The organism is Streptococcus sp. HMSC073A12 (genome assembly GCF_001812815.1).
Taxonomy (GTDB): domain Bacteria; phylum Bacillota; class Bacilli; order Lactobacillales; family Streptococcaceae; genus Streptococcus; species Streptococcus vaginalis.
In genome coordinates this window covers 136,916-160,039 of record NZ_KV810527.1, presented here as the reverse complement: position 1 = coordinate 160,039, position 23,124 = coordinate 136,916, and the positions used below count along the sequence as shown (strand labels likewise).

Genomic DNA, 23,124 nt, shown 5'->3' with positions numbered 1-23,124 from the left:
AATTTACTATATAAGATAGACAAGGCTAAGAAACATCATCCACAAATAAATCTGAATAATCATTGTTGTAGTCTTCATCTCCAAAAATCGTTTCTTGAGCTAAAGCATGATAGAGTTCTTCTTCAGTTGAATAGACTTTTTGAGTGATAGTCGGTTTCTTTCTATAGCGAGTAGCTAGTTTTGGATTGACTTCACCAGCACCAATTCGACTGTTCAAGCGTTCTCGCCAATCAATTAGATTATTTAAAGCTGTTGAAGCATCTACGGCAATTTCTTGCAGATCTAACCCTCGATGAGGACAATCAACTGGAATATCAGCTAGTTTCAAGCTACGGTCAAATTCTTCCTGAAGGAACATATAACGATAAGGAAAAGCAGTTTTATCATGTGCAAAAATAGGATCTGCAGTTGTTTTATAACCAGTCTTATCCCGATTTTTGATATACCGGAAAATAACAACTTCTCCTTCTTGCAACTTAGCCAGTTGCGTAGGTGTAAGAAGAGGTTGGTTCTCAGTTCGATAGGAAACATTTGGATTTGCCTCATCAATGATATTGGCAGACTTACTGCGAATCGTAATCGTTCGTGTTCCCAAATCTTGGCTAAAGGCTTTATTGGTATCACTAGAGCTCGTTTTAATATACATGTGAATAGCACAGTTATTCTTAATCGTTTCTGCCACTTCTTTTCCGTAAACATCAACTAACTGTTCTAAGTTTTGAATCCACATATAATACAAAATATTTTGACCCAAACCAATGGAGATTTTAGTTGCCATTGCAGGAATGGCTGGAAGGTTAGTAAACTCGTCTAGGACATGCAAAATCCGGTTGACACATTTTCCGCCATTTGAAAGAGCCAGCTCATAATTGACATTGAATAGTTGACCCAAAAACATAGAAACCAGTGCATTGTATTCTGATCGATGAGGAGGGGTGACGAGATAAATCACCTTTGGCTGATCCGAATAAATAAGTTCAATATCTTCTTTTTCTAACAAAGTGCCATCTGGCTTATCAATGGAGACAATTGCTACATGATCTAAAACTTTCTTCTTGCTATAGCGATCCAGTTGAATGATTTTGCCACGTTTTTGGTATACTTTTTCAGCTGCAAGAGTGAAGCGTTGGTTTCTAACCCAAACATTCGTATTGTTTTCATAATCAAAGTCAATAATGATTTGAAATTCATCTGGTAATTTTGGCTCAATCACAAAATTCAAATATCCGTGACCATCTACAAGAGCTGTTTGTTCTTTGACATGAACAATTTCTTGCGTCTTCAATCCCCATTTTTTGATACTTAGAATCGTCACTTTAGCAGTTTGATAGGCAAATGTATTTTCTAAGCTCTCACTTGTACTAGAACGGAATTTGATGGATAAACGACGTGGAAAACCAACTGAAGCCATATCAATGGAATTTTTGGAAGTCATCTTTGCCACATTATCTTGCAAGAAGAGATTCAATCCCGTAATCATGCTAGAGTAAATATTTCCTCTTGTTTCATCTCCACCAAAAGCAGAGGCTCGAAATTCATTGTCTGCCATTGCTCTGAATTTAGAGAATTGTTTTCGATTAACCATTCTCAGATTATCAAAATAAACTGTAATCTTAGACTTTTTGGTAACTAAATCCCCTTGTTCTGGATTTTCTACAATTTCATTTTGAGAATTGACAAAAACTTCTTCAGAACCTAATTCATTCAGGAATTTTGCGACATTTGGAATAGTGATTGTGTCCCAGGCATCTGCTTCTCCATTTTGAGCTGTTTCATGAGCCCGATCCATTAACGCCATTGTCAAAGCGTTGAAGAGCGACACAGAGGATTTTCGGAAATATTCTGCATTGCCTTGCTCTCCACCCTTTGTTTTAGGATAAATCATTTGAGCGGTCGCATTCACACGAGTTTGAGCCATTTCATAATAGCCTTTTTTAGCGGCTTCTACAGCTAATGCTAGAGGATTAAAGCTCATGGAAAAGTCCATTTCTTGATAATTTAAAACTTCAACCGCATAGCCTCGTTTACGCATCGTTTTATAAGAAGACTGATAGTGTTCCCCTTTAGGATCCCCAATAATCATTGAAGGCTGGATTTCCGCTCGACTATTGATGTCAATGGTTGGTGCAATCACTCCCTCCCCTTTACCGGAACGAGTCATCCCAATACCTAGAGTACTAATGGTATCATCTTCAATATAATAGTCGCCTGAAGGAATGGAAAGCAGTCCTAAAATCTTTTCCGCATTCGTCAGATAACGACTAAACCGTCTATTTTGGTATATCATTTGTGTTCGCAATGTCCACCCGGCCAGATTATTTCTTGTTTCATGTAAAACTGGAAAACCACCGTTTCCTGGATATGTCTTTTGTTTATTCGGGATCTTCTTATACTGTTTATAAACTTCTTTTTCAGTCGCAAAGCGATCATCCCCTTTTTCATTCCCATTATAATCCCGATATTGCTCAAAGTTGATCCAGGCAGACTTCCAAGCAAGTAATTCGCCAATCAGAAATAAAGGAATTGCTAAGATAGGAGCAAGCGTATAAACCCGAATATTGAACAGATTTCTCACTAACAAACTATTCATATCAAAGCTCGCTTCCAAACTTCTGCTTGAAATGAGTAAATATAAATAGTGTAGTCCCGCTCGAATAACCGTCACAAAGTAATTTGTCAAGACAAGGGCAATCAAGCTAAAACCCAATCCCATGAGAATCATGCTACGATAATTCTTGAAATACAGAATGGGTTTCATTTCTTTGTTAAATCGTTTCCGCTCTTGCTTTACAAAAGGTAAATGATAAAACAAACGGAAAATCAGATTACCAGCAACTAGAAAAATAAATGACAACAAATATAAAACACTCTGCTTGATAGTCCCCCATAAATTCTTTTTTAAAGCATTCTGAACTTGCTTCCAGGAGATTTTCTTCTGACCTTTCCAAATCTTCTCCTGTTCTTTTTTCCATTTTTTGAAGCGATTTTTTATCTCCTCTCGATGTTCAAATACATTCTTTATTCTTTGAAGCCCTCGACCCCAAAAAGGGATAACTAAGCGAAAACCTTTATAAAAAACATAGATTCCTACACTTATGAACAAAAGAAAATTCACTAGATTCACTTTTGCCAGTTGAATGAGAGTATAGACTATCATTTCAAGCACACTCAACATAACTTACCTCCTCACTTTCATCTAATGCTCTCTTAATTTTTTGACCATAAACGGCTGTAAAGAGAAAAATTCTAAATTGTAAACTAGGAGATGCTTGATTATATCGCCGTAAGTAGCTAGAAAATTCTTTCTTCATATCCTGAAGAAAAATGGCACTACAATATTTCTTCTTCTGTTTCAAATAATTATCTATTTGAATAGAATCGGCTAGTAATTCATCAGAATTGACTTCAGCTTTCATCATCATTCCGTTTCCTTTCTACTATTTTCTTTCTATTTTAAAAAATAAAAAATTTTTTTGTGTTAATGGGACAAATCAAAAATTACATATAATACTAAATAGCTTTATATGTGATTTGACATTCCATTTTAAGCATTTTTCGTGAATCATTCTTCATAAAAATTATAAACAAAGCCTTAGAATGCCTATCTCAGCACCTCATTTATACAAAAATAACACACAAGAATTTATTCCTGTGTGTTAAAAACTTTTTTAGTTTGGAAATGATTAGAATGGGCTATCTACGTCCATTGGAATTGGATCATCTGGAATATGAGAAGCTTTGCCAGCTTGAACCTGTTTACGTTGCATAGCTGCTTCTTTACTTTCCAAGAAGGTAATTCCATTTTGAAGCGATGGAGCAATGTATTGGTAAGTTCGATTTTGTCCTTGATCGTTTTTGTAAGTATTTTGAACAATTTCTCCTTTCAGTAAAATTGGAGAACCTACTGAAAGACTATCATACATTACATCAGCCTGTTTCCCATAAACTTGAACATGAAAGAAACTTGGAATCGGTTTACCATCTTTATCCAATTGACTAGAATGACAGACAAAATCAAATTTAAAAAATGAAGTACCTTTAGCTGTTTTACCATAAGCACCATTTGGAATGCTTGATACTCGCCCATAAGCAATAAACTCTTGCATATTATTCTACCTCTTTTCTTTTATGACCTGCAAAACTAAGAACTGAGAGAACAGCTCCTCCGATAATTCCTAACCAAGAGGTAACTTCCCCTGTAGAAGGCAACTGTTTAGCAGAAACAGTATTATAGTTGACCGTTACTCGTTTATGATTGGTTTTGGTTGGAGTGAGTGTTGGTGTAACAGCTTGTTTCTTTCCGTCCACATAACTTGTAATTTTACCTGTTTCGTCCACAACCGGAATTGCTTGTCCGCCTGCTTGTTCAATCGCTGCTTTTTGTGCTGCTAATTTTGCCAAGCGTTCTGCTTCCAATTGAGCCTGATATGTTTTTACAAGCTTAGCGTGTTGAGCAACTACTTCTGTTTGAGTTGCTTTTAACACTTGCAATTTTGCTTCTTCTTTCTCAAGCAAACCTTTCTTTTCTGCTAAAGTTTGTTTAGCTGTCAATAAGTTTTGTTTTGCTTGTGCTAAACGTGCAGGTGCATCTTTCAATTGACGCACTTTTTCTTGAGCCACTATCAAACGTGCTTTAGCTTGAACCAACTCATTCTCACGTTGGCTAACCAATGCCTGTGCTTTAGCCAAATCAGCTTTCTTAGTAGCTAATTTGTTTTGTTCAGTAGAAAGACTACCTTTAAGTTCGTCGAGCTCTGTCTGTTGTTGAGTCAATTCAGCTTTTGCTTGTGCTAAAGCTGCTTGTTTAGCTTTCACGTCCGCATTCAATTGAGCAACGGCTTCTTGGGCTACTTTATTTTCAGCTTCATCCGCTTTTAAAGTCGCTTGTGCTTGATCCAATTGAGTTTGAGCTGCAGGAGTTTTCAGTCCTATAGCTTTAATAGCGTCACATTGTGCCGTTGCTTCTGTTAAATGAGCAGTAGCTTTATTATAATCAGCTTCAGCTTTCGACTTATCTGCTTGGGCACGATCATCATCTTGTTTTACAACATCATAAGTACTTTGAGCTTCTTTTTGAGTATTCAATAATTCTTGGCTATCAAATGGATTAGCTAATGCTGTACGATTAAAGGTACTGTTTGTTAGTGCTTTATCATGTACAAACAAGAAATTAACAACCTGCCAAAAATCATCTTTGTAAGAAGTTCCTACCCCAAGATAAGAAGTTTTAGCTTCTGGGGCAAACAACCCTGCCATACTTGAGGCATGTAGGAATTCATTATTCTCATTAATTTCATAATCTTCAGAAGCATTGAACATCATATTCACAACAGCATTATATATCAGGCGCTTCAACTCCGTTTTTGTTACAAACTGTTTCGCACTATAAATACCACTACCACCATTCAAACCAATATTTTCATCTGTTTCTGAAGAAGTAATATTGTATTGTGCTAGAAGTTTATTAAGATGTTCAGTGTCATGACCTTTCACGCCATTTGTTTTAGAAGTTGAAACATGGTCGTTAATAATTTTAGTTACATCTTTTGTCACTTCAACCTTTGATGTACCAAAAGCTGCATGAATTTGATTTAATAAATCTGCTGCAAAGAGGGACAATTCTTCTCTCGTTGCTTCTGAAAGATTGTTCAAATCTAATTTCTCTTCACTATCATTTTTATTCGCTTTAAAGCGATTTTGTTTCGCTAATACTTTTCCAAGAGCTACTAATTTATCCGTCATAGCTTTCTCTTCAGCTGGAGAAACTGTGGCGATTTTTTGAGCATAGTCTCTTAAAGCGGCAATATATTCTTGAGTCAATTTGATTTGGTTGATAGCTTCAACATCTTGATTAGCTTTTGTCAAATCGGCTGTTGCTTTTTCTAAAGCTTCTGCCGTTTTGTTTGCCATAGCAACCTTTTGATCTACATCAGCTTTGGAAGTAGTTACCGCCTTTTGAGATTGAGTTACTACTTTTTCTGCTTCAGCTAAATCGGAAGTACGTTTCTGGTCATCTTGTTTTGCTTTAGCCAAATCTGTCTGAGCCTTAGCAACTGCTTCTTTATCAGCGTTTACTTTTGCTTGCGTTTGTTCAGCTTTAGCAAGAATTTCTTTAGTACCCGTACCATCTAAAATGGCTTGTTTTTCGGCTACTTTCTTTTCTACTTGAGTTACTTCTGCTTGTTTTTTAGTAACTGTCTCTTGTGCTTTAGCGACCGTTTCTGTTTGTTTAGTCACTTCACTTTGAGCTGTTTGTTGGGCTGTTTGACTAGCAGATACAGCATTTTCAGCTTGACTTACCTGATTAGTCGTTTCCTTAACAGAAGTTTCTGCTTTAGCCACATTTTTTGGAGTCGCTTCTTGAGCGACTTTCTCAGCTTGAGCGACATTCGTTGTTTCTGTTTTGACCGTATTTTCAGCAGTCCTCACATCTTTTTGTGCTTGATTAGTTGATTTTGATTGTGCTTCGACTGCTGCAGTTGCGGTATCTACAGTTGCTTGAGATTGAGTTACTTCTTCTTTAGTTACAACTGCTTTCGTTTGAGCAGCTTCTGTACCTTTAATTTCTTTTGGTTGCATGTCTTCTGCATATACCACTTGTCCTGCACCTACCACGGCAACAGTCGCAACTGTTGTCATCAACGTTTTACTAACTTTATTCATAATATCTTATGACTCCTTTTAAATGATTTATAATTACATTATAAGACATACGTCTTATAATGTCAAGTGTCTTGCTCAGAATTTTTGATGACTTTTATCAACTTTTCTGCTGTATCTAAAGTCATATTCCCGATTTTTCGCTGACCATTCATAAATTTTTGAATCGCAGTCACATCAATACCAGATTCTTTTGCAATACTATAGGCAGTACGCCCACTTTTTAATAATTCTTCAATTTCTTTTTTCATGCTTATAAAATGACTCCTATTGTGATGGATAACTTTATTATACGATACAAAAATAATGAATTCAACCGATACCAAAAAGAAAAGCTAGGCAAAACGCCTAGCTTGCTCCACCTGTCTGATCAAAGCTAAGAGTTTATCAGATTTTCTTTTTAATTTTCTTTATGTTTTTTCAGTCCGAACAATCCAAATCCTGCAAGCATACTCAAACCAAGTGCTACTAAACCTATTGAACTACGTTCTCCTGTTTGTGGTAAAGCTGGGGCTGGTGTTTTTGGAGCTGGAGTTGGTTTCTTAGGTTGTGGTTTTTCTGGTTCAGGTGTAGTTGTTTTAACCGTATTAGAAACAATTTCATGACCATTTACCACATTTTTGTAGGTGTTTTCAAATGTACCTGAAGCAATCCGCTTCATTTGAATCGCAGCATCTACATCAAATTCAGACGCATTATCTACTTTATCTAAGAAGTCTTGCTTCATAGAAATCTCGACAATTCCTTTGGCTTTGTCATACTTCAATTCTGCATATTGTGACAAGTCTGTACCTGCCTTAATCACTGAACCATCTTTCAATTTGATGTCAACCCCTGCAAGAGCTTTATATTCGCCAGTAAATTCATCACCTTTTTGGTCAAAATCATCAAAGAATCGATATTCTTTGAGTACTTCACCACGATTAGCAGGCAACTTAGCTCCATCTAAATAGTAATAGAATTTATCACCCAGCTTAATCAATTTACCATCCAGATTTTGACCATTACCTAATTTATTGTAAACTCGTTTTTGGACTTTCAGCTCTGGTACATGATTGACTACTACATTTGAATAGTAGCCGTTACCAAATTGCACTTGGAAGGTTTGATTCGTGTATTTACCTGTAAAGCCTTTTTTGTTTTGCATTGGAGTATGGAAGAATAAGTCCATACCTGTTTGAACGTAGGCTTTGTAAAACTCTTCTGGTTTTTCCGCAACCCACATGTAAAATGCTCCTTTTGGAGAAATACCTGAACGATCAATCATATCATTTAAAGCTTTAGAGAGTGTCTTACAATCTAAAACATGATACATCTTCAATCCATTCACAGCTTTACCTTCAGCATCTTTCACTTGGAATCGACTTTCGAGCGGTGTTACTGCATCATCTTGGTAGTCCTCAATGTATGCAAAGCCTTTCGCAATCGCTTCTTTACCAGATTTATCACCCTTATTTGGACGATTCGCCCACTTAGAAATGTAGTAGTTGATTCCTTCAGGAAGCATTTCTTTGCCATCTACCAATGTTCCAGCAGCATTGTAATTGTGCTTTTCTGGTTTTAGTGGATCACGATTTGGATTTTTTGGATCGTTTGGTTTATTTGGATCTGGTTTTCCTGGTGTATGAATCAGGACTTTATTTGACTTGCGCACATAACCATTTGAACCACCACCGTTCACGACCATTTCAAAGACGTTTTCATAATCTGCAGCATCATTTTGAGGACGACCCCAAACAGATAAATCAGCTAATTTGTACTCTTTAGCTAAATCTTTATTAACCGAGGTAAGAGTAGCTGTGGTTGCCTTAAATGTCAACAAGTTTTCCTTCTCGCTATAAGCGACCTCATAACCTTTATTCGCTTCTTTTGTCTTTTCCAAATCCACTTTAAATCCTTGTGGTAAGTGGTCATTAAAAACTAATTGATTGATTGGCTTGCGACCTGCAGGTAACGTTTCTGTCTGCAAAACAAACCGATTTAGTGAATTCTTAGCCACATACTGACCATTGATGTTTACCTTATCCGCATTTTCAACTGCTTTTTGTACTTGCGGACGAGTAGATAATTTATAATCATGCACATGCACTGTTGGAACAACAGGCGGTGTTGGCATCTTTTCATTTGGTTTATAAGTTGGAGCTGGAACACCATTCACTGTTACCAAATTCAATTTAGCTTTTGGAGTTGGAGCTTCTTTTAATTTTTCTGGTGTGAAGTTCTTACGTTCTTTTGGTTTTTTATATTGAGGGCGAGTTGGAACACCAGTTGCTGCAAGTTCACTTGTTACCGTAAACCAAATAGATGGTGTAAAACGACCTTCACCCTTACGATCACCTAATTTATCCCAAGATGTAACTGTAATGCCATATTCTGGGTTAGTACCCTTCAAGGCTAAAGCACCCGCAAGATACCAATAATAAGGACTGGTAGTACTATCAATAATGTTATGTTGGTTTAATCCGAAATGATTACCATTTGAATTATCTTTCTCATTTGAATAAACCAACCCGTTATCGTGCTTAACAATTGAAGAACCTGAAATCTGAATGAAACGAGCAGTATCTGATGGACGAGCTGTCTCTACGTGATTCTTATAAGCATTCAAACTTGATAGAGACAAAAGACCTTTTGCTTCATTAGGATTATCTTTATTATCTTCAAAGTTAATAAGATTTCCATCTGCATCATAGAATCGAGTTCTTAAACTAAGGTCTAACTTATAATCTTTATCAGTATCTTTATAACGAGCTGCTACTTCAATACCCTTGGCTGGATTTTTAGAAAAACCAAAGACCACATCATCTTGGATATTTTCAGAGGTAGGCTTAACGGTAACATCTAGCTCCATCTTAGAGATAGCTCTACCTTTATACGACGAGCTTTTTAGATTTGTATAAGTAACCGTAACTGTTTTACCAACTTTAGAGTTGACTGCACCAAACTGATTACCTTCTCCCCCAAAGACAAAACCTGCCTTAGCTTTATACAATTCAAAATTTGAAGTTAAACGACTTGGGTCTGTACTAAGTTTTAAATCTTTTGCATCTGGTAAAGAGAAGTATGTTACATATTGTTGTAATTGATCCTCCCCAAGACCCATAATTCTTGTAATATCTTTGAATGCTTCATGCAAACCTTTAGCACTAATGTAACTATCAGCACCTTTTACATCAATATGAGCGTCAGCTTCATTTTTAAAAACAAGACCTTGTGAAACGACTTCACTCAAATAACCATCTTTTTTCTTATTCTTTTCTGCTTCTGCTTTTTCTTTTGCAACACGAGCATCTTCTGCTTTATTGTGCTCAGCAACATTTTTATTGAAATCATCAATAGCAGCATTTTCTGCTTCTACTTTTGCTTTGCCTTCTGCGTTACGCTTCCGAACACCTTCATTATAAGCTTTCGTATCCGCAATATCCTTGTCTTCCTGACGTTTTTCCGCAATATAAGTGTCAGTTGACTTCTGATTATCCGCTTTTACTTTTTCAACTTCTTTAGTATAAGCGTCATAAGAATCTTTGGTCGCTTCCACTTTGATTGCTTTTGTACTTTCAGATACTTTCGCATCCTTAAATTCTGCCTTTACTTTATCTTTTGCCGTTGAAACAGCTTGATTGACATCTTGACCTGCTTTCTCAGCTTTGTCGTGTGCTTCTTTCAAGGCTTTGTTATCCGCAACAATCTGATCATTTTGTTTCTTCGTTGCTTCTACTGCTTTTGCATGGTCAGCTTTTGCTTTTACATAATCTTCTGTTGTTTTTTCAACAGCTGCTTTTTGTTTTGCTTGATCTGCCGCAATTTCAGCTTGCGCTTTTTGTGTTTCAGCAAGCGTATTCGTTGTCCCCTTATCAACGGGAGCGTCTTGCACCACTTCCACACCTTCTTTTTTAGCTGCTTGAGCTGCCTGATTCACTTGACTATTATCAACCTGTACAGTTACATTTCCTTGTGCTCGACCAGCTTGATTCAACTGATTTTGTTGTTCAGCTGTTTTGACTGGTTGGCTATCTGGCAAATTAGTAGCTGTATTTGCGGGTGCAACCGTTGTAGGCTCTGTTTTAGCGACTTCATCTGCTTGTACACCATTAGTTGTCGCAACAGCCAAAGCAGCAAGTCCTAAAATAACTCCGCAAGTACCATAAGCCTTGATTTTGCGAATAGAGCCATACGTTTTTGTTTCATTTGATTTCATTTTTTGATTTCTCCTTAAATTTTATTAAAATAATTTTTTTAATTTTGTTCCTACTGCAAGCAAAGATAGACCAATCAATGATAGCAGAGAACTAATGAAAGCTTTCTCACCTGTTTTAGGTAATGTCTTTAATTCACCTGAAGCGGTTGTTACGGAAACCGTTTGATCCGGATTAACTGTTGCTCCAATGGAAGCAGCTGAAACAATAGAAGTTGTACCGTCTGCATTTGCAATAATCGGATTACTATTTTGGACTCCGACAATTGTAACTCCTAAATTTGTCGTGACTGGTTTGTTTGGTGCTACATCTTGCACCACTTGACCTGTAGCAGTTGAGGTTGTTCCAATTTGGCTTTTACCAGCTTGATTTGCTTCATCCGTTGTTTTGGGTTTTTCTTCATCCTTCTTATCTTCTGAAGAAGGTGTGCTTGGGTTCGGAGCTGGTTCAACAGGCTTTTCTGGTTCTGTTGAAGGTTCCGTAGAAGGATTTGTCGGATTTGAAGGAACAACCGGATCACTTGGTTTTGTACCAGGATTTTCCGGAGTCGGTTCAGCTGGCTTTTCTGGTTCTGTTGAAGGTTCACTTGGAGTTTCTGGAACTGGAAGACTTGGCTCTGCTGGTGTTTCAGGCTTTGGAGTCACCTCAGTAGAAGCACTTGGATCTACTGGAACGACTGGTGCATCCGCCAAGACCATTCCGGCATTTGCCAATACAATCGTTGAAATACTTAGCATTGTTAATAGTTTATTTTTCTTCATTTAGATTTTCCTTTTCTTTTATTTTATATAAGTTGTTTCTATTGGCTCTTTAGTGATGACAAAGCCATAGGGGCTGGATTTCTTTTCTTTGGCAACGAGTGTTAATCGAACGCTTTTGATTCCATTATTTTGCTTTGAGGCAAGAACATAGGTTGCCGTATATTCACCAGCTTCATAGCTGATTTTTTCCAGAATAACAGATTGCAAGGTTCCTTCTTTTGGAACTGTATATTTTGCATTTCCTTTATCCAAAAAATCAGTTAATAACTGTTTGTTATTAGAATAGTAACTTGGTATAAAGTAACGACTAAAAACATCCAACCGATGTTCTTGTTTTTGTAATTGAGTCGTTTTTTCTAACTCTTGATGCAAAAACTGAACTTGTCGAGTCATTTGACTTTGATTAGTTAATATCCAAATGTTAATCCCTAAAGATAAACAAAGTAATAGGCTAGTTATTCCCAAAGTAAGATAAATTTTTTTCATAGGATGAGAGGATTGCTTTTGTTGATGAAACTCATCTCTTTGAATAGAAACCTCAGGGCTACGAATGCTTCCTTTACTATGGACTTCTTCTTTACTTGGAAACAGTGGAAGAGAAGTCTCGCTAACATCTAAACTAGCTCGATAGCTAGGAAAAACTTGATTGATAAAATAATCTCTTTTTTCATCATAGCTATATGTAGAGAAGTCAGGTGTTGTCAAAATAGATTCCATTAAAGGTTGCAACAAATTTTGATAACTGGCATCTATCAAAAGAGGTTGGACAAATACTTCTCCTTTCGTTGTAATTCCTCCACCTTCTCTTCGACAAACAGAAACTTTTTCAATCAGAAATGATTCATATTCTCGCTTCATTTCTTGAAAAAGAACTTCTGCTTGTAAAAAGGTGAGGTAAGGAAGGGTTTCATCAAAATGAAATTGACCTTCAGCTAGAATATTCTCATCTAGCTCCTCTATTAAAGAATTTAGCTTTTCATCTTCTGCTGGAGAGTTGTTAGGAGTCCAGGTAACTTGCACAAATAATTCATCTTTTATGGGACATTTCCTTGCTTTATTTAGAAGTTTAAATGCCATAACTACCTACTTTCTAACTTTTAACAAAGTTATAAAACCACTCTACAATACTTGGACCAGTAGATACAACGATGATACCTATAGCAATGGCTAACCAGTGCTTTTTAATAGCTGCTTTTATTTCTCGTCCTCCTAAGCTATAGACAAGACCAGTAAAAACAAGTCCCAGTCCAAATAGAAAAATGCTAATACCTTGTATTTTAGTGATTCCTTGTTGTGCAAGGTTTTTACTTTTTTCAAACGGATCTGCTGCATACACAATATGAGCAGATACACTTGTTAAGAAAAGAGCAAGGGAGGAGAAATAGATTTTACTTTTATTTCTCACCTTAGTTAGTTGTGTTGTCAAATATGATTTCATGATTTTCCTCCTTTATTCTCATTTGACTTCCTTATTTTAAGGGATAATAATTTTTTTGTTTTTAATGGGACAAATCAGAAAAATTTTTTCAGTTGAATAAATAGTTTGACTGATTTAAAACATTAAATTGCAATTGACGTGGGTCTTTTCGGGGATTACTTTCTTCTTTTTCTCCTTCTACTTGAATATGAACAACGTACTGATGGGCTTTTATATTCGGAAGTTTTAAAATAATATCTGAAATAGGAGCTTGAATTTTTCTTTTCAATAATCGTTCAAGTGGACGAGCACCATTTTTAGAATCTGTTCCGATATCTACTAAATAATCCAGAACAGCTGGGTCATAAGATAAGAACAATCCCTTTTTATTCGTTCGCTCCTCGATTTCTTTCATATTTTTCTCCACGATTTCTTCTAAATCTTCTCTTTCGAGTAAATTGAAAATCACTTTGTATTCAATCCGATTTAAAAATTCAGGGCGAAATTCTGTTTTGAGTTCAATTTCCATACTAGCTTCAAATTGAATTTGTTCCCGTTCTGTTAAATGACGAAGACTGCCTTTCATAGCAGCTTTTGTCAAAAGCTTTTCTTGACCAATATTCGTTGTCATAATCACAATAGTATTTTTGAAACTGACTAATCTTCCGGTCGCATCCGTTAATCGACCATCATCAATCACCTGAAGAAGAAGATCATAGATGTCTGGATGAGCTTTTTCAATTTCATCAAGCAAAATGACGGAATAAGGTTTTCTTTTGACTCCTTCTGTTAAAAGTCCCTTACTCCTACGATTTCTATCTCCAATCAATTTAGTGACATCACCTTTTTGAGAGTATTCTGACATATCAAATCGAATCAACGCTTCTTCATCATCAAATAATCCTTCAGCCAGAGCTTTTGACAATTCTGTTTTCCCAACTCCAGTTGTTCCTAAGAAAAGAAGAGATCCAATTGGCTTGTTTTCGTCTTGCATTCCAGCTTGACTAATTTTAATCACTTCTACAACAGTTTTGATAGCTTCATCTTGTCCTTTTACTCGCTGATGAAGCTTTTCTTCTAAAGAATCTAAGCGTTCTTTGTTTCCCTTTAAAACAGTAGTTACTGGAATACCAGTTTGCTTCTTCAGCACTTCTGCTATTTCCTGTTCTGTAACAAATTCTTGTCCCTTTGAAGAAACTATAGTAGCAGCCTCATCAATCAAATCAAAAGCTTTATCAGGAAGAAAGCGATCGGGAATATAACGGGTAGATAGTTTCACGGCTTGACAAACAGCTTCATGACTGATTGAAACATTATGATAGTCTTCATAAATTTCTTTTGCTTGCCCCACAATTTCAATCGCTTGTGCAATTGTTGGCTCTTTAATGAGAATTGGTTGGGTTCTGCGTTCCAAAGCACGATCTTGTTCAATATACTCATGAAATTCATCTAATGTAGTAGCACCAATCAACTGAATCTCTCCACGAGACAAAGAAGGTTTCAAAACATTTCCTGCATCTAGTGATTCTCCATTCTGACTCCCAGCACCGACCACTGTATGAAATTCATCAATAAAGAGTAGATTTTGACCAGGAGTTTTCTTTAATTCATCAATGATGTTTTTCAGTTTTGTGATAAAACTTCCTTCGCTCTCATTCATTAAACTAGACAATTCAAGGGAACGGACAGTTAAGCCTTTTAATGTTTCGGGAACACGATTTTGTAAGATTTCCAAAGCTAATCCTTCTAAAATTGCTGTTTTCCCAACTCCAGGTTCACCAATCAAAATAGGATTATTCTTCGTTCGTCTGCAAAGAGAGATAATAACAGCTTGAATTTCTTCTTCTCTTCCGTACACTTGATAATCCTTTGGCTTTTGACTAATTTTTTGAGATAAATTCTCTGTAAATTGGTCTAAAAAAGGAGTCTTTGATGCCTGATTCAACTGCTCTCACCTCTTTCCTCAGTAGCTACAATCTGCTTCTTCAATTTTTCTTTAATCGCATCCACAAATTCTCGTGGGTTAATTTTTCCTTCACCAATTTGAGATAAGAAATTTTCCCATCCCCCTGTTGTTTCTGGATTAGAAAATTCATTATCATATAAAAAGTTAATTAGGAGATAAGCTTTATTCGTTGGTGTAAATTGACCTGTTTTCTTATCTTTTGTGACATACCCCCTATCTTGAATCGTCTGAATAATAGCTGCCTTTGTAGCTGGAGTTCCAATACCATATTTTGAAAAAATAGAACCAATCAACTGACTTTCTGTAATGCGTTTAGTTGGTTTTGTCACTTCTTCACAAACGGAAATGATACTAGGAACTTTTTGATCCACTTGATAATGAGGCAAGAAGACATCTTTTCGAATAGTTTGATTCGCCCACTCTCCCCAACCTAAACGAACCATCCTTCTTCCACGTGTCACAAATTCTAAACCTTGATTTTTCAATTGAACAGTTGTTGTTTCATAACGACAATCTTCCGCAAACATTAGAATAGTTCTTCTTGTGACTGCCTCATAAATCAATCGTTCTTGAGCTGTTAAAGAAAGTAGATCAGGAATTTTTTCAGTTGGAATCAGCGCATAGTGACTGTTTTCCCCAATTTTTTCAGGATTTACATAGTTTTTTCTTGCTTCAGGGTGTGCCACCTCAAAAGGGCATTGCAATACGTGTTGATAAGCAGTTATATTACTTGATAGATAATCAAATTCTTCTTGAGTGATATAGCGACTATCCGTTCGAGGATAAGACAAATATTTTTTAAGATAAAGCCTCTCTACTAACTGCTCTGTCATAGAAGCATCAAACTTCCAACGCTTAGCAGCATACCCCTGCAAGTCAGACAAGCAAAATAGAGGAGGGGCTGCCTTTACATGTTCTTCTGATTCAATTGAAGAAACTGTAGAAATCTCTGACAAGTTTCTAGCTATTTTAAATACTTCTTCGCTATCATAGTAAGGTTCAGAGTTTGAAAAGACGATACCCGTTTGCTTATCTTCTAGCTGTAATTTCCAATAAGTCTGTGGAACGAAATTTCTTATGCTAATATCGTTTTCACATAAAATCCGAACTGTAGGTGTTTGAACACGACCAACTGAAAAAAGATTTTCTTTCTTTCGTAAGACTTTTCCTGAATGTTGAAGGGACAAGGTTACAAAAGGGGATAAGTTCATCCCTACTAACCAATCACTTTGCGCACGGGCTTCTGCTTCTAAATAATAGTTATAAGTCTCTGTTGGATCTCTTAAATTTTGAAAAGAGCGTTGTAAACCTTTTGTGGTCATAGAGTGAACCCACAATCGTTTCCAAATTTTTTCTTTTCCTCCTGGAATATGAGACAGAATAGAATAAGCAATCCGTTCTCCTTCACGATCAGAATCTGTTCCAATAAGAACACGATCTGATTTTTTAACTTCTTGATAGATAACATTAAAACGATTCTTGCTTTTCTTGTCGTCTTTTAAGTGCTGTTTAAAAGATACATCTAGTAAAGGGAGTTTTTCTAAATCCCAGTTGTTATTTGGAGGTTCATATTCAAATAAGTGTCCTTCTGCTGCAACGATATGAATTTCTCCTTCAAGGTAAGGACTCTGTTGAACAATCCATGTCATTCCTTTTTTGCGACCTTCTCCTAATGCAGCTGCATAGGTTGCCGCCTGATCATCTTTTTCTGCTAATAAAACGGTAATCATTGTTTCTCCTTTGGATTGAATGAAAGGCTAAATTTACAGCCATATTAAGTGACGATTCCATCATTATAGTAGTAGCGCTCATGGTCTAGTTCATCTCAAACTCGTGACCCACTGCCATAACGCTGCAATGATAAGAAGGAGGAGACAGTATAGAAAATAAAATATACCTAAATACTCCATGAATTTCTCCGATTCTTCCTCTTCCTTAGCTAACTTAATATTTTTTCTTTTAAGTTTATCCTCTATATCCATTTTGGCTCCTTTCATTTTTTAACATTAGTTTAAAGGATAATGATTTTTTTGTTTTTAATGGGACAAACCAGAAAAAATAAAAAAGATACTCCAAAAAAGGAGTACCTATTTTTTACATTTTTAAACTTTTGTTTGGAAATCGAGAGCCGAAATTCTGTCCTCTATTTTTATTCAACTGATAAGGTTTTGTGTGTTTCTCAACACTTTTTATAACGCATGAAACAGTCTTGTGAATACGAGTCATGGATTGATTTAACTCTTTATCATTCAAATCCTTCAATTGATTCGTCCAATGCGACATATACCGAATGGCTTCTTCACTGGTATCTAGCCCAAAATGCTTAGAAACCAAGTAACTGGTCATTTCTGCTTCCAACTCTTTTCTTCCAGATGAAAGAAAGACCTCTTTTTTTCCTTCATGAAAATTGTGCAGCGTAGCATGAGCTAACTCATGAATCGTTGTACCAATTTTCTCTCCGATTGAATTATCAGGATTTAATAAGATTTTCTGGTCATTTGGATAAAAAGCACCTTTAGCATTTCCTAAAACATGATGCTCATCTGTTGAAATAGCAACTCCAAGCTTTTGAGCATAGTCTTGAAGTCCTAGTAGAACTTCTTTTGTTTTAACTTTGTCTGTTTCAAAGTTGTAATGACGATTCGGCATCGCTTTAGGATAAGCTTCTGGTTTTAGATTTGTTTGGCTTAGTTCAAATACTTTATACAAGGTGAATTTCCCTTGTCCCTTCAACAAATCTCGTACCTGAAATCGAACAACCTTCAGTTTTCCTTCAGCAATCAATTGTTTTTCTTCTAAAGAAGCTTCTTTTTTCTTCTTAAATTTTGGATGCCCTTTACCATTGATTACCTGTTTCCCATTCTCATCAAAAACCGGAATCATCTCTTCCATTACTGGACGAAAAAGAGTGATTTGTGCATGTTCTCCAGCTTTGACAGACAAGGTTTGTTTAGTTACCTCTTGACTGTTACCTGTCCTCTTATTAGTAAAAGTATTAGTTGTTTGAACAACATCATCAGAACTGATTCCTAATGTTTCTCCTAACGCTTTCCATTGATTAAAGGTTGCTACAGCATTTGCTCCCGGCCATTGTGCTTGAACTAAGGCAGCATTTCTAGGAGATAGAGTTGGAAATTTACTCATAAAATCCATATAATGAGCTAACTCTTCTGGTGATTGAGTAAACTCACGAATCTTTTGAAAAGCTATTTCACTTAGTTCATAAGCAGAAGCCTTCGCATAATCAAATGGAACATCTGAAGAAAATTCTTCAACTTGACTCTTTTGTTGATTCTCACCAAACTGGTTTTCTTTCAAGAAAGCATCTACTTCTTCTTGTGAATAGAGACCTTTAGAAACTTCTTCTGAAAGAATCTGTTCAACTAAGCCTTCTAAATTATCCTCAATTTGGAAGTCATTTCCCCAGTCACTACCATAAGCTAGATAGCCAAGTATTTGATTATCTTTTAAAACAGCTAAACTCCAAGGAGCTGGCTGTTCTGTTAAAGATTCAACAGCAGTTGAACTATGAACAGCTAATTCTAATTGATAGTCATCTCCAAATGCTTCCTGATGAGTATAGAGCACGCCCCCATTTGTCAGAGATGAGCCAATCAAATCACCTTCTCTTGATAATTTCTCCTGAAGTTCAGGAATTGAAGCTAATAAAGCCTCTTTTTGGGTTTGTTTTGTAATCTCTTCAACACGTCTTGCCAAGCCATCTTTTAATTCTTGCTTGGGAGAGATTGCGGAGACTTCTTGACCCATTTCAGCGTCTTCTGATACCGATTCAATAACATTCAAAGATCTGTCTAAGTCTTTCCCTAATTCCTGATTAAGACTTTGATTTTCCAGCTGAAAAAGTTGTTCATTTTGTAGCTCGATTCTCTCAAGAATTTCTTCGTATTGTCTATTTTTTAAGACTGACAACATTTCCTTGCCATCATCCTTAACATAATCGTCATTGATAGCCAGTTGCTCTATTTGACCATTACGTTCACGGTAAATACCAAGAATTGTCTTTTCAGTCAACTCTTGTACATTGGTTGCCAATTCTCCTTTTAATTTCATCAAAGAAGCTGGTATCTTCTCGTTTCCTGTATCTTTGAACAACAGAAGAAAATCTTCATCCTTTGATTTAATGGCTTCGCTCATGTTCAGATTATGCAGTTTTTCAACACTAGTTAAATCATCTAAAACAAATGATTGTGGTTCTAAAATATCCTGCAGCATGGGAAGAACCTGCAATTTATCTTTAATTGCATTACTGATTAACACTCCATCATAAGAACCATAACCAGACGCAAAATCTTCCAAAAAGTCTGCAGCTCCTTTTCCTTCTTCAAAAGGTCTAATTCCTGATAGATGAATAAAGTTTTCTTTTTGGAAAGTAACTTCTAAGATATTTTCAATTCCTCTATCTGCATAGATAAAAATAATCTTACTATCTGCAAGTTCATCTAAATACCAGCGTGCTGTAGATTGAATAGATGGTGCATATTGATTTAACCGCTTCAAATCTACTGGTGTTATTGGATGATAGTTTCCTATTCTTTTTTGCACTTCCACATAATTTGTGGTAAAATGTAAGTAAGGATAGGATGATGTAGGGCGGCTGGTAACAGACCGTTCAAAGGTACTTGTTTCAAGTACGGGTGAGGTGCTACCTTCAGCTTCGGGCTGTAAAGAACCCGTGCCACCATTGGTCCTATCAACCATTTGCTCTTGAGCTTGCTCAGGAGCTTTTTTGATGCTTTCAGTTACTTGGATAGATGATTGATCGCCAAAATAATTTTGATCAATCTCTTTTGCAATGGTTAGGTATTTAGGAGATAAATAATTTTCACATTCCTCTGATAATCTAGTGGTCGGATCCCCTAAATCAAATCGAATATCTTTTACAAGTTCGTTGTTATTCTCATCTAATAAAGCAAAGTAAGTTTTATCATAGCCATTTTGCAAGGCGACTGATTCTGTACGGCGACGAATCATTTCAGGATAGAAATCTTTTACAAACTCCTGATAAAGGACAATATCACCTTCATGATACTTATTCGATAGAACCTGATTTTCCGAGAAAGCAAAAGCAACTTGTAATTGCGGTTTCACCTCAACATGTTCTTTAATAATATGTTCCCGCTGAAGAGACTGACGATTCAGCAAGTCCTCTACTTTATTCTTCTCATCTTCTGTTTTTGGCTGATACTTCCAATTAGAAGAGATTTGGAAGTTTCCTTCCTCAGTCATCTCTAATGCAACTCTTCTCAGACCTTTCACAAAATAAGTATCCGGTCGTTTTTGCCATTGATTGACAAGTCCTTCATCAATTAGAGATTGAGCTGCAGACTGAATAGTCACACCTTCTGCTTTATTTTGAGCAGCTTCTAATCGTTCCAGTTCCTGACGATAACGTTTAATGGTCTCTTTAGTAAACATTGATTCTCCACGATCAGCTTTTTCGATTTCTTCTCTAATTTTAGGAATATTTGGTACACTCATTTCAAGACCATTTCCCTGACGGTTAAGTCCTTTTTCTTTGAGTTCTTTTTGGTATTGCAACTTTTCTACTCTCTCTTCTTGCTTTTTAATTTCATCCATTGTAGAAAAGACCTTATTTTCCAATTGCTCTTGTTTTTTAAAGAATGCAGCTCCATTTCGCTTATCATTCATTGGCTGACCGTTTGTTAAGTTTTGATGTTCTTGAGCCGCTTGAATTGAGTTATCCAATTCTCCTTTTAAACGATTTAATTTTCGTTGAGCTTGAGCCAAACGGCTATTGTCTTTCTGATCCTTTTCTTGTGTAATATTTTTCAATGAGTCTTCATTTAGCAGCCCCTCCTCTTGAGCAATGTCCTTTTCTGGGGAAATCACTTCTACAGATCTATCTTTTAATTTATCTAGAATTTGTTCATATACATCTACTGAAATTTCAGTTTGTCCAGTAGAATGTTCAAGATATTCTAACAAGTGATAAGGAACTAGCTGATAAAAATAGTTATTATTTGGTGTATCTATCTGATTTGCAGGATAGCTAAGAATATTCCATGTATCTCGCCCTAAGCTGTTTAGTGGCTCACTAATAGACTTACCCCAATTCTCTGCTGTTAGACTATCTATCCGTTTGTTAAGATTGTAAGCACTGATTGCGACCTCTTCTGAGAAAATAGTAGAGGTGTCAGAACGTCCTAGTTCTTTTTGAATCCCTTTTAATAACTGGTACATTTGATTTTGTTCGGGTGTGCCTTTTTCTTTGAAACGCTCAATATTCGTTTCGTTAATACTTTCAAAGAAAGAACGATGCTCTTTTAGTGCATCTAACGCTTCCGGTCTCAGTTGCTGCATTGGGTAGCTCCAACCTGTATAGTTGACTAAAGTATAGAAGTAAACCTCGTCAGATAAATGAATACTTAATTGTCCTCTCTGAATCTTATTTTGAACACTCTCTGTTAATGTTTTAATATTGCCAGTCAAACTACCATAACTAATTTGATTAGCGTAACTACGATCTGCTTCTTGAGCTAATTCAAGATAGGCAGCTGGTAGATTGTAGTCTTTCAAATCCTCGGCTATTGTGTTCCTTTCATTACCAATATCAAAACGAAGATTGTCTGTTAAACGATTCCCTTTTTCATCTAGTAAAGCAAAGTAGGTTTTATCATACCCTTTCTTTAATGAAGATATTATAGTCCAGTCATTTTCTTCGTAAAGTACATTTACAAAATCTTTGTAGGAGATCCTTTCTCCTGAAGAAAATGTCTCCGAAATCTTACGATTTTCAGAAAAGTTAAATTCTACTTGAAGATGAGGAGGTGTTAATTTTTCTATTTCTTTTTGGCTTGCACGATCTTGTAGTAACCCTTCAGTAAAAGCTATCAAAGGTTCTATTTCCTCTTTCATTAAAATTCCTTTAGAAGTCACTACTTTTACTTTATCAGAAGTCAATTCTTTTTGTTTAAAAACGGCTAGTTCTTCAGGATAATAGCCATGATAATGATAATCTTCATTCTCTCTATCAAAACTATAAACATGATAGATTGCTGTTCCAGAAGTGGTTGGTCGGGTGAGATAATCATTCCAATCCGCTTTGTCCCGATTTCGATATAAGATTGGCGGAATATCAATTTGAATAGGAATTTCTTTCTTTAGAAAATTCGTAATAAAATTGTGACCTGCAGTATCATTATCCACTGCTAAAGTAATCATATCAGAACGTTTTCCATCTTTGAAGAATCCGTTCTGAGCTGCAATATTGACACCATCTGCCAATTGTTCACGTGACCAATTAAGCGGTCGTCCTGATAACTCTGATTGTAATTGACCCAAATGAAAGCCTACTGTTGATTCTTTTAAACCATCCATAGCCACTAAGCGTACATCATTCAAATGATCTTTATTTGCTTGATAGTAGCTCATTAAATCAATTGAACTTTCTGCAAAAACAAGGCGTTTAGGATTTCCTACATCAACACTAAATCCTTGCATGCTATCTGAATTTTGAATAATTTGCTTCAAACGACCACGTTCAGGATGTTGAACTCGATTTTCTACAATCCCTTGCAAACTAGCACCAACTAGCTTCCCGTCTAAATCTTTATACTTAAAGACAATGACAGGTTCAAAATAATCTCCCTTTTTTCTAGTAGCTTCTGCCATTTTTCCAGAAGTTAAAAAGAAATTGATTGTTTCATCAGAAAGACCTCTTTCATTTTTTAAATAGTTTCTAGCAATTTCAAAGTCAGGATGCTCATATTTTTCCATAAGATAACGGAACGGTTCTTGTTTCTCTTGCTTTCCACTATAATCAAATGTTTTAAAGACACCATCATTTAAATAATCAATTGCTTGATTAAAATTGATTTCTTTTATTGTTTCAACCAAAGCAATCACATCACCGCCCTGATCTCTAGAAAACCATTTCCAAACATTTTTGTTTGGAGTAATGACTAAGCTATCATGTTCTTTCCAACGATAATCACGACCAGCTCTTTCTAATTCCATTCCTAATTGTTCCGCAACATCCAAAATATCACGTGAACGAGCTAAATCTACCCTTTCTTTTCGACTTTTACTACCATAATTTGCTGATTTCGAGGTTGTTTCGTTTACCATATTTAAACTCCTTTC

General features: G+C 36.0%; 12 protein-coding genes. All 12 read right to left on the bottom strand.

Annotated elements, in window-relative coordinates:
- Positions 1–25 precede the first annotated feature (25 nt).
- Positions 26–3,175, bottom strand: a complete 3,150-nt coding sequence (locus tag HMPREF2876_RS01520) for a VirD4-like conjugal transfer protein, CD1115 family (protein WP_024052228.1) — start codon at positions 3,173–3,175, stop codon at positions 26–28.
- Positions 3,159–3,422: a hypothetical protein gene (locus HMPREF2876_RS01515; protein WP_003030093.1), complete on the bottom strand. Its 264-nt coding sequence runs from the start codon at positions 3,420–3,422 to the stop codon at positions 3,159–3,161. The genes HMPREF2876_RS01520 and HMPREF2876_RS01515 overlap by 17 nt, the downstream gene beginning before the upstream one ends.
- A 261-nt stretch (positions 3,423–3,683) precedes the next feature.
- A complete protein-coding gene (locus HMPREF2876_RS01510) occupies positions 3,684–4,106 on the bottom strand; it encodes a single-stranded DNA-binding protein (protein ID WP_003030094.1) in 423 nt (140 codons plus the stop codon).
- A 1-nt stretch (position 4,107) separates the two neighbouring features.
- A complete protein-coding gene (locus HMPREF2876_RS01505; RefSeq protein WP_070584012.1) occupies positions 4,108–6,663 on the bottom strand; it encodes an SEC10/PgrA surface exclusion domain-containing protein in 2,556 nt (851 codons plus the stop codon).
- A gap of 62 nt (positions 6,664–6,725) precedes the next feature.
- Positions 6,726–6,911 carry a helix-turn-helix domain-containing protein gene (locus HMPREF2876_RS01500; protein WP_024052230.1) on the bottom strand — a complete coding sequence of 62 codons (186 nt, stop codon included), beginning with the start codon at positions 6,909–6,911 and terminating at the stop codon, positions 6,726–6,728.
- Positions 6,912–7,060: 149 nt separating this feature from the next.
- A complete protein-coding gene (locus HMPREF2876_RS01495; protein WP_070584010.1) occupies positions 7,061–10,858 on the bottom strand; it encodes an SspB-related isopeptide-forming adhesin in 3,798 nt (1,265 codons plus the stop codon).
- A 24-nt stretch (positions 10,859–10,882) separates the two neighbouring features.
- Positions 10,883–11,617: a peptidase gene (locus tag HMPREF2876_RS01490; RefSeq protein ID WP_070584008.1), complete on the bottom strand. Its 735-nt coding sequence runs from the start codon at positions 11,615–11,617 to the stop codon at positions 10,883–10,885.
- Positions 11,618–11,635: 18 nt separating this feature from the next.
- Entirely contained in the window at positions 11,636–12,694 is a 1,059-nt protein-coding gene (locus HMPREF2876_RS01485) for a hypothetical protein (protein ID WP_070584005.1), read from the bottom strand.
- Positions 12,695–12,707: 13 nt separating this feature from the next.
- Positions 12,708–13,055, bottom strand: a complete 348-nt coding sequence (locus tag HMPREF2876_RS01480; RefSeq protein ID WP_024052234.1) for a TrbC/VirB2 family protein — start codon at positions 13,053–13,055, stop codon at positions 12,708–12,710.
- Positions 13,056–13,143: 88 nt separating this feature from the next.
- On the bottom strand, positions 13,144–14,979 hold the full coding sequence (locus HMPREF2876_RS01475; protein ID WP_024052235.1) for an AAA family ATPase: 1,836 nt from the start codon (positions 14,977–14,979) through the stop codon (positions 13,144–13,146).
- The gene (locus HMPREF2876_RS01470) at positions 14,976–16,730 is read right to left on the bottom strand and encodes a type IA DNA topoisomerase (protein ID WP_070584003.1); all 1,755 of its coding nucleotides are present in this window, start codon (positions 16,728–16,730) and stop codon (positions 14,976–14,978) included. The genes HMPREF2876_RS01475 and HMPREF2876_RS01470 overlap by 4 nt, the downstream gene beginning before the upstream one ends.
- A gap of 364 nt (positions 16,731–17,094) precedes the next feature.
- A complete protein-coding gene (locus HMPREF2876_RS01465) occupies positions 17,095–23,109 on the bottom strand; it encodes a PBECR4 domain-containing protein (protein ID WP_261674192.1) in 6,015 nt (2,004 codons plus the stop codon).
- Positions 23,110–23,124: the final 15 nt, after the last annotated feature.

Bases quoted from the DNA above. Each gene is read 5' to 3' on its own strand.
- HMPREF2876_RS01520 (WP_024052228.1), bottom strand. From the start codon at position 3,175: ATGTTGAGTGTGCTTGAAATGATAGTCTATACTCTCATTCAACTGGCA.
- HMPREF2876_RS01515 (WP_003030093.1), bottom strand. From the start codon at position 3,422: ATGATGATGAAAGCTGAAGTCAATTCTGATGAATTACTAGCCGATTCT.
- HMPREF2876_RS01510 (WP_003030094.1), bottom strand. From the start codon at position 4,106: ATGCAAGAGTTTATTGCTTATGGGCGAGTATCAAGCATTCCAAATGGT.
- HMPREF2876_RS01505 (WP_070584012.1), bottom strand. From the start codon at position 6,663: ATGAATAAAGTTAGTAAAACGTTGATGACAACAGTTGCGACTGTTGCC.
- HMPREF2876_RS01500 (WP_024052230.1), bottom strand. From the start codon at position 6,911: ATGAAAAAAGAAATTGAAGAATTATTAAAAAGTGGGCGTACTGCCTAT.
- HMPREF2876_RS01495 (WP_070584010.1), bottom strand. From the start codon at position 10,858: ATGAAATCAAATGAAACAAAAACGTATGGCTCTATTCGCAAAATCAAG.
- HMPREF2876_RS01490 (WP_070584008.1), bottom strand. From the start codon at position 11,617: ATGAAGAAAAATAAACTATTAACAATGCTAAGTATTTCAACGATTGTA.
- HMPREF2876_RS01485 (WP_070584005.1), bottom strand. From the start codon at position 12,694: ATGGCATTTAAACTTCTAAATAAAGCAAGGAAATGTCCCATAAAAGAT.
- HMPREF2876_RS01480 (WP_024052234.1), bottom strand. From the start codon at position 13,055: ATGAAATCATATTTGACAACACAACTAACTAAGGTGAGAAATAAAAGT.
- HMPREF2876_RS01470 (WP_070584003.1), bottom strand. From the start codon at position 16,730: ATGATTACCGTTTTATTAGCAGAAAAAGATGATCAGGCGGCAACCTAT.
- HMPREF2876_RS01465 (WP_261674192.1), bottom strand. From the start codon at position 23,109: ATGGTAAACGAAACAACCTCGAAATCAGCAAATTATGGTAGTAAAAGT.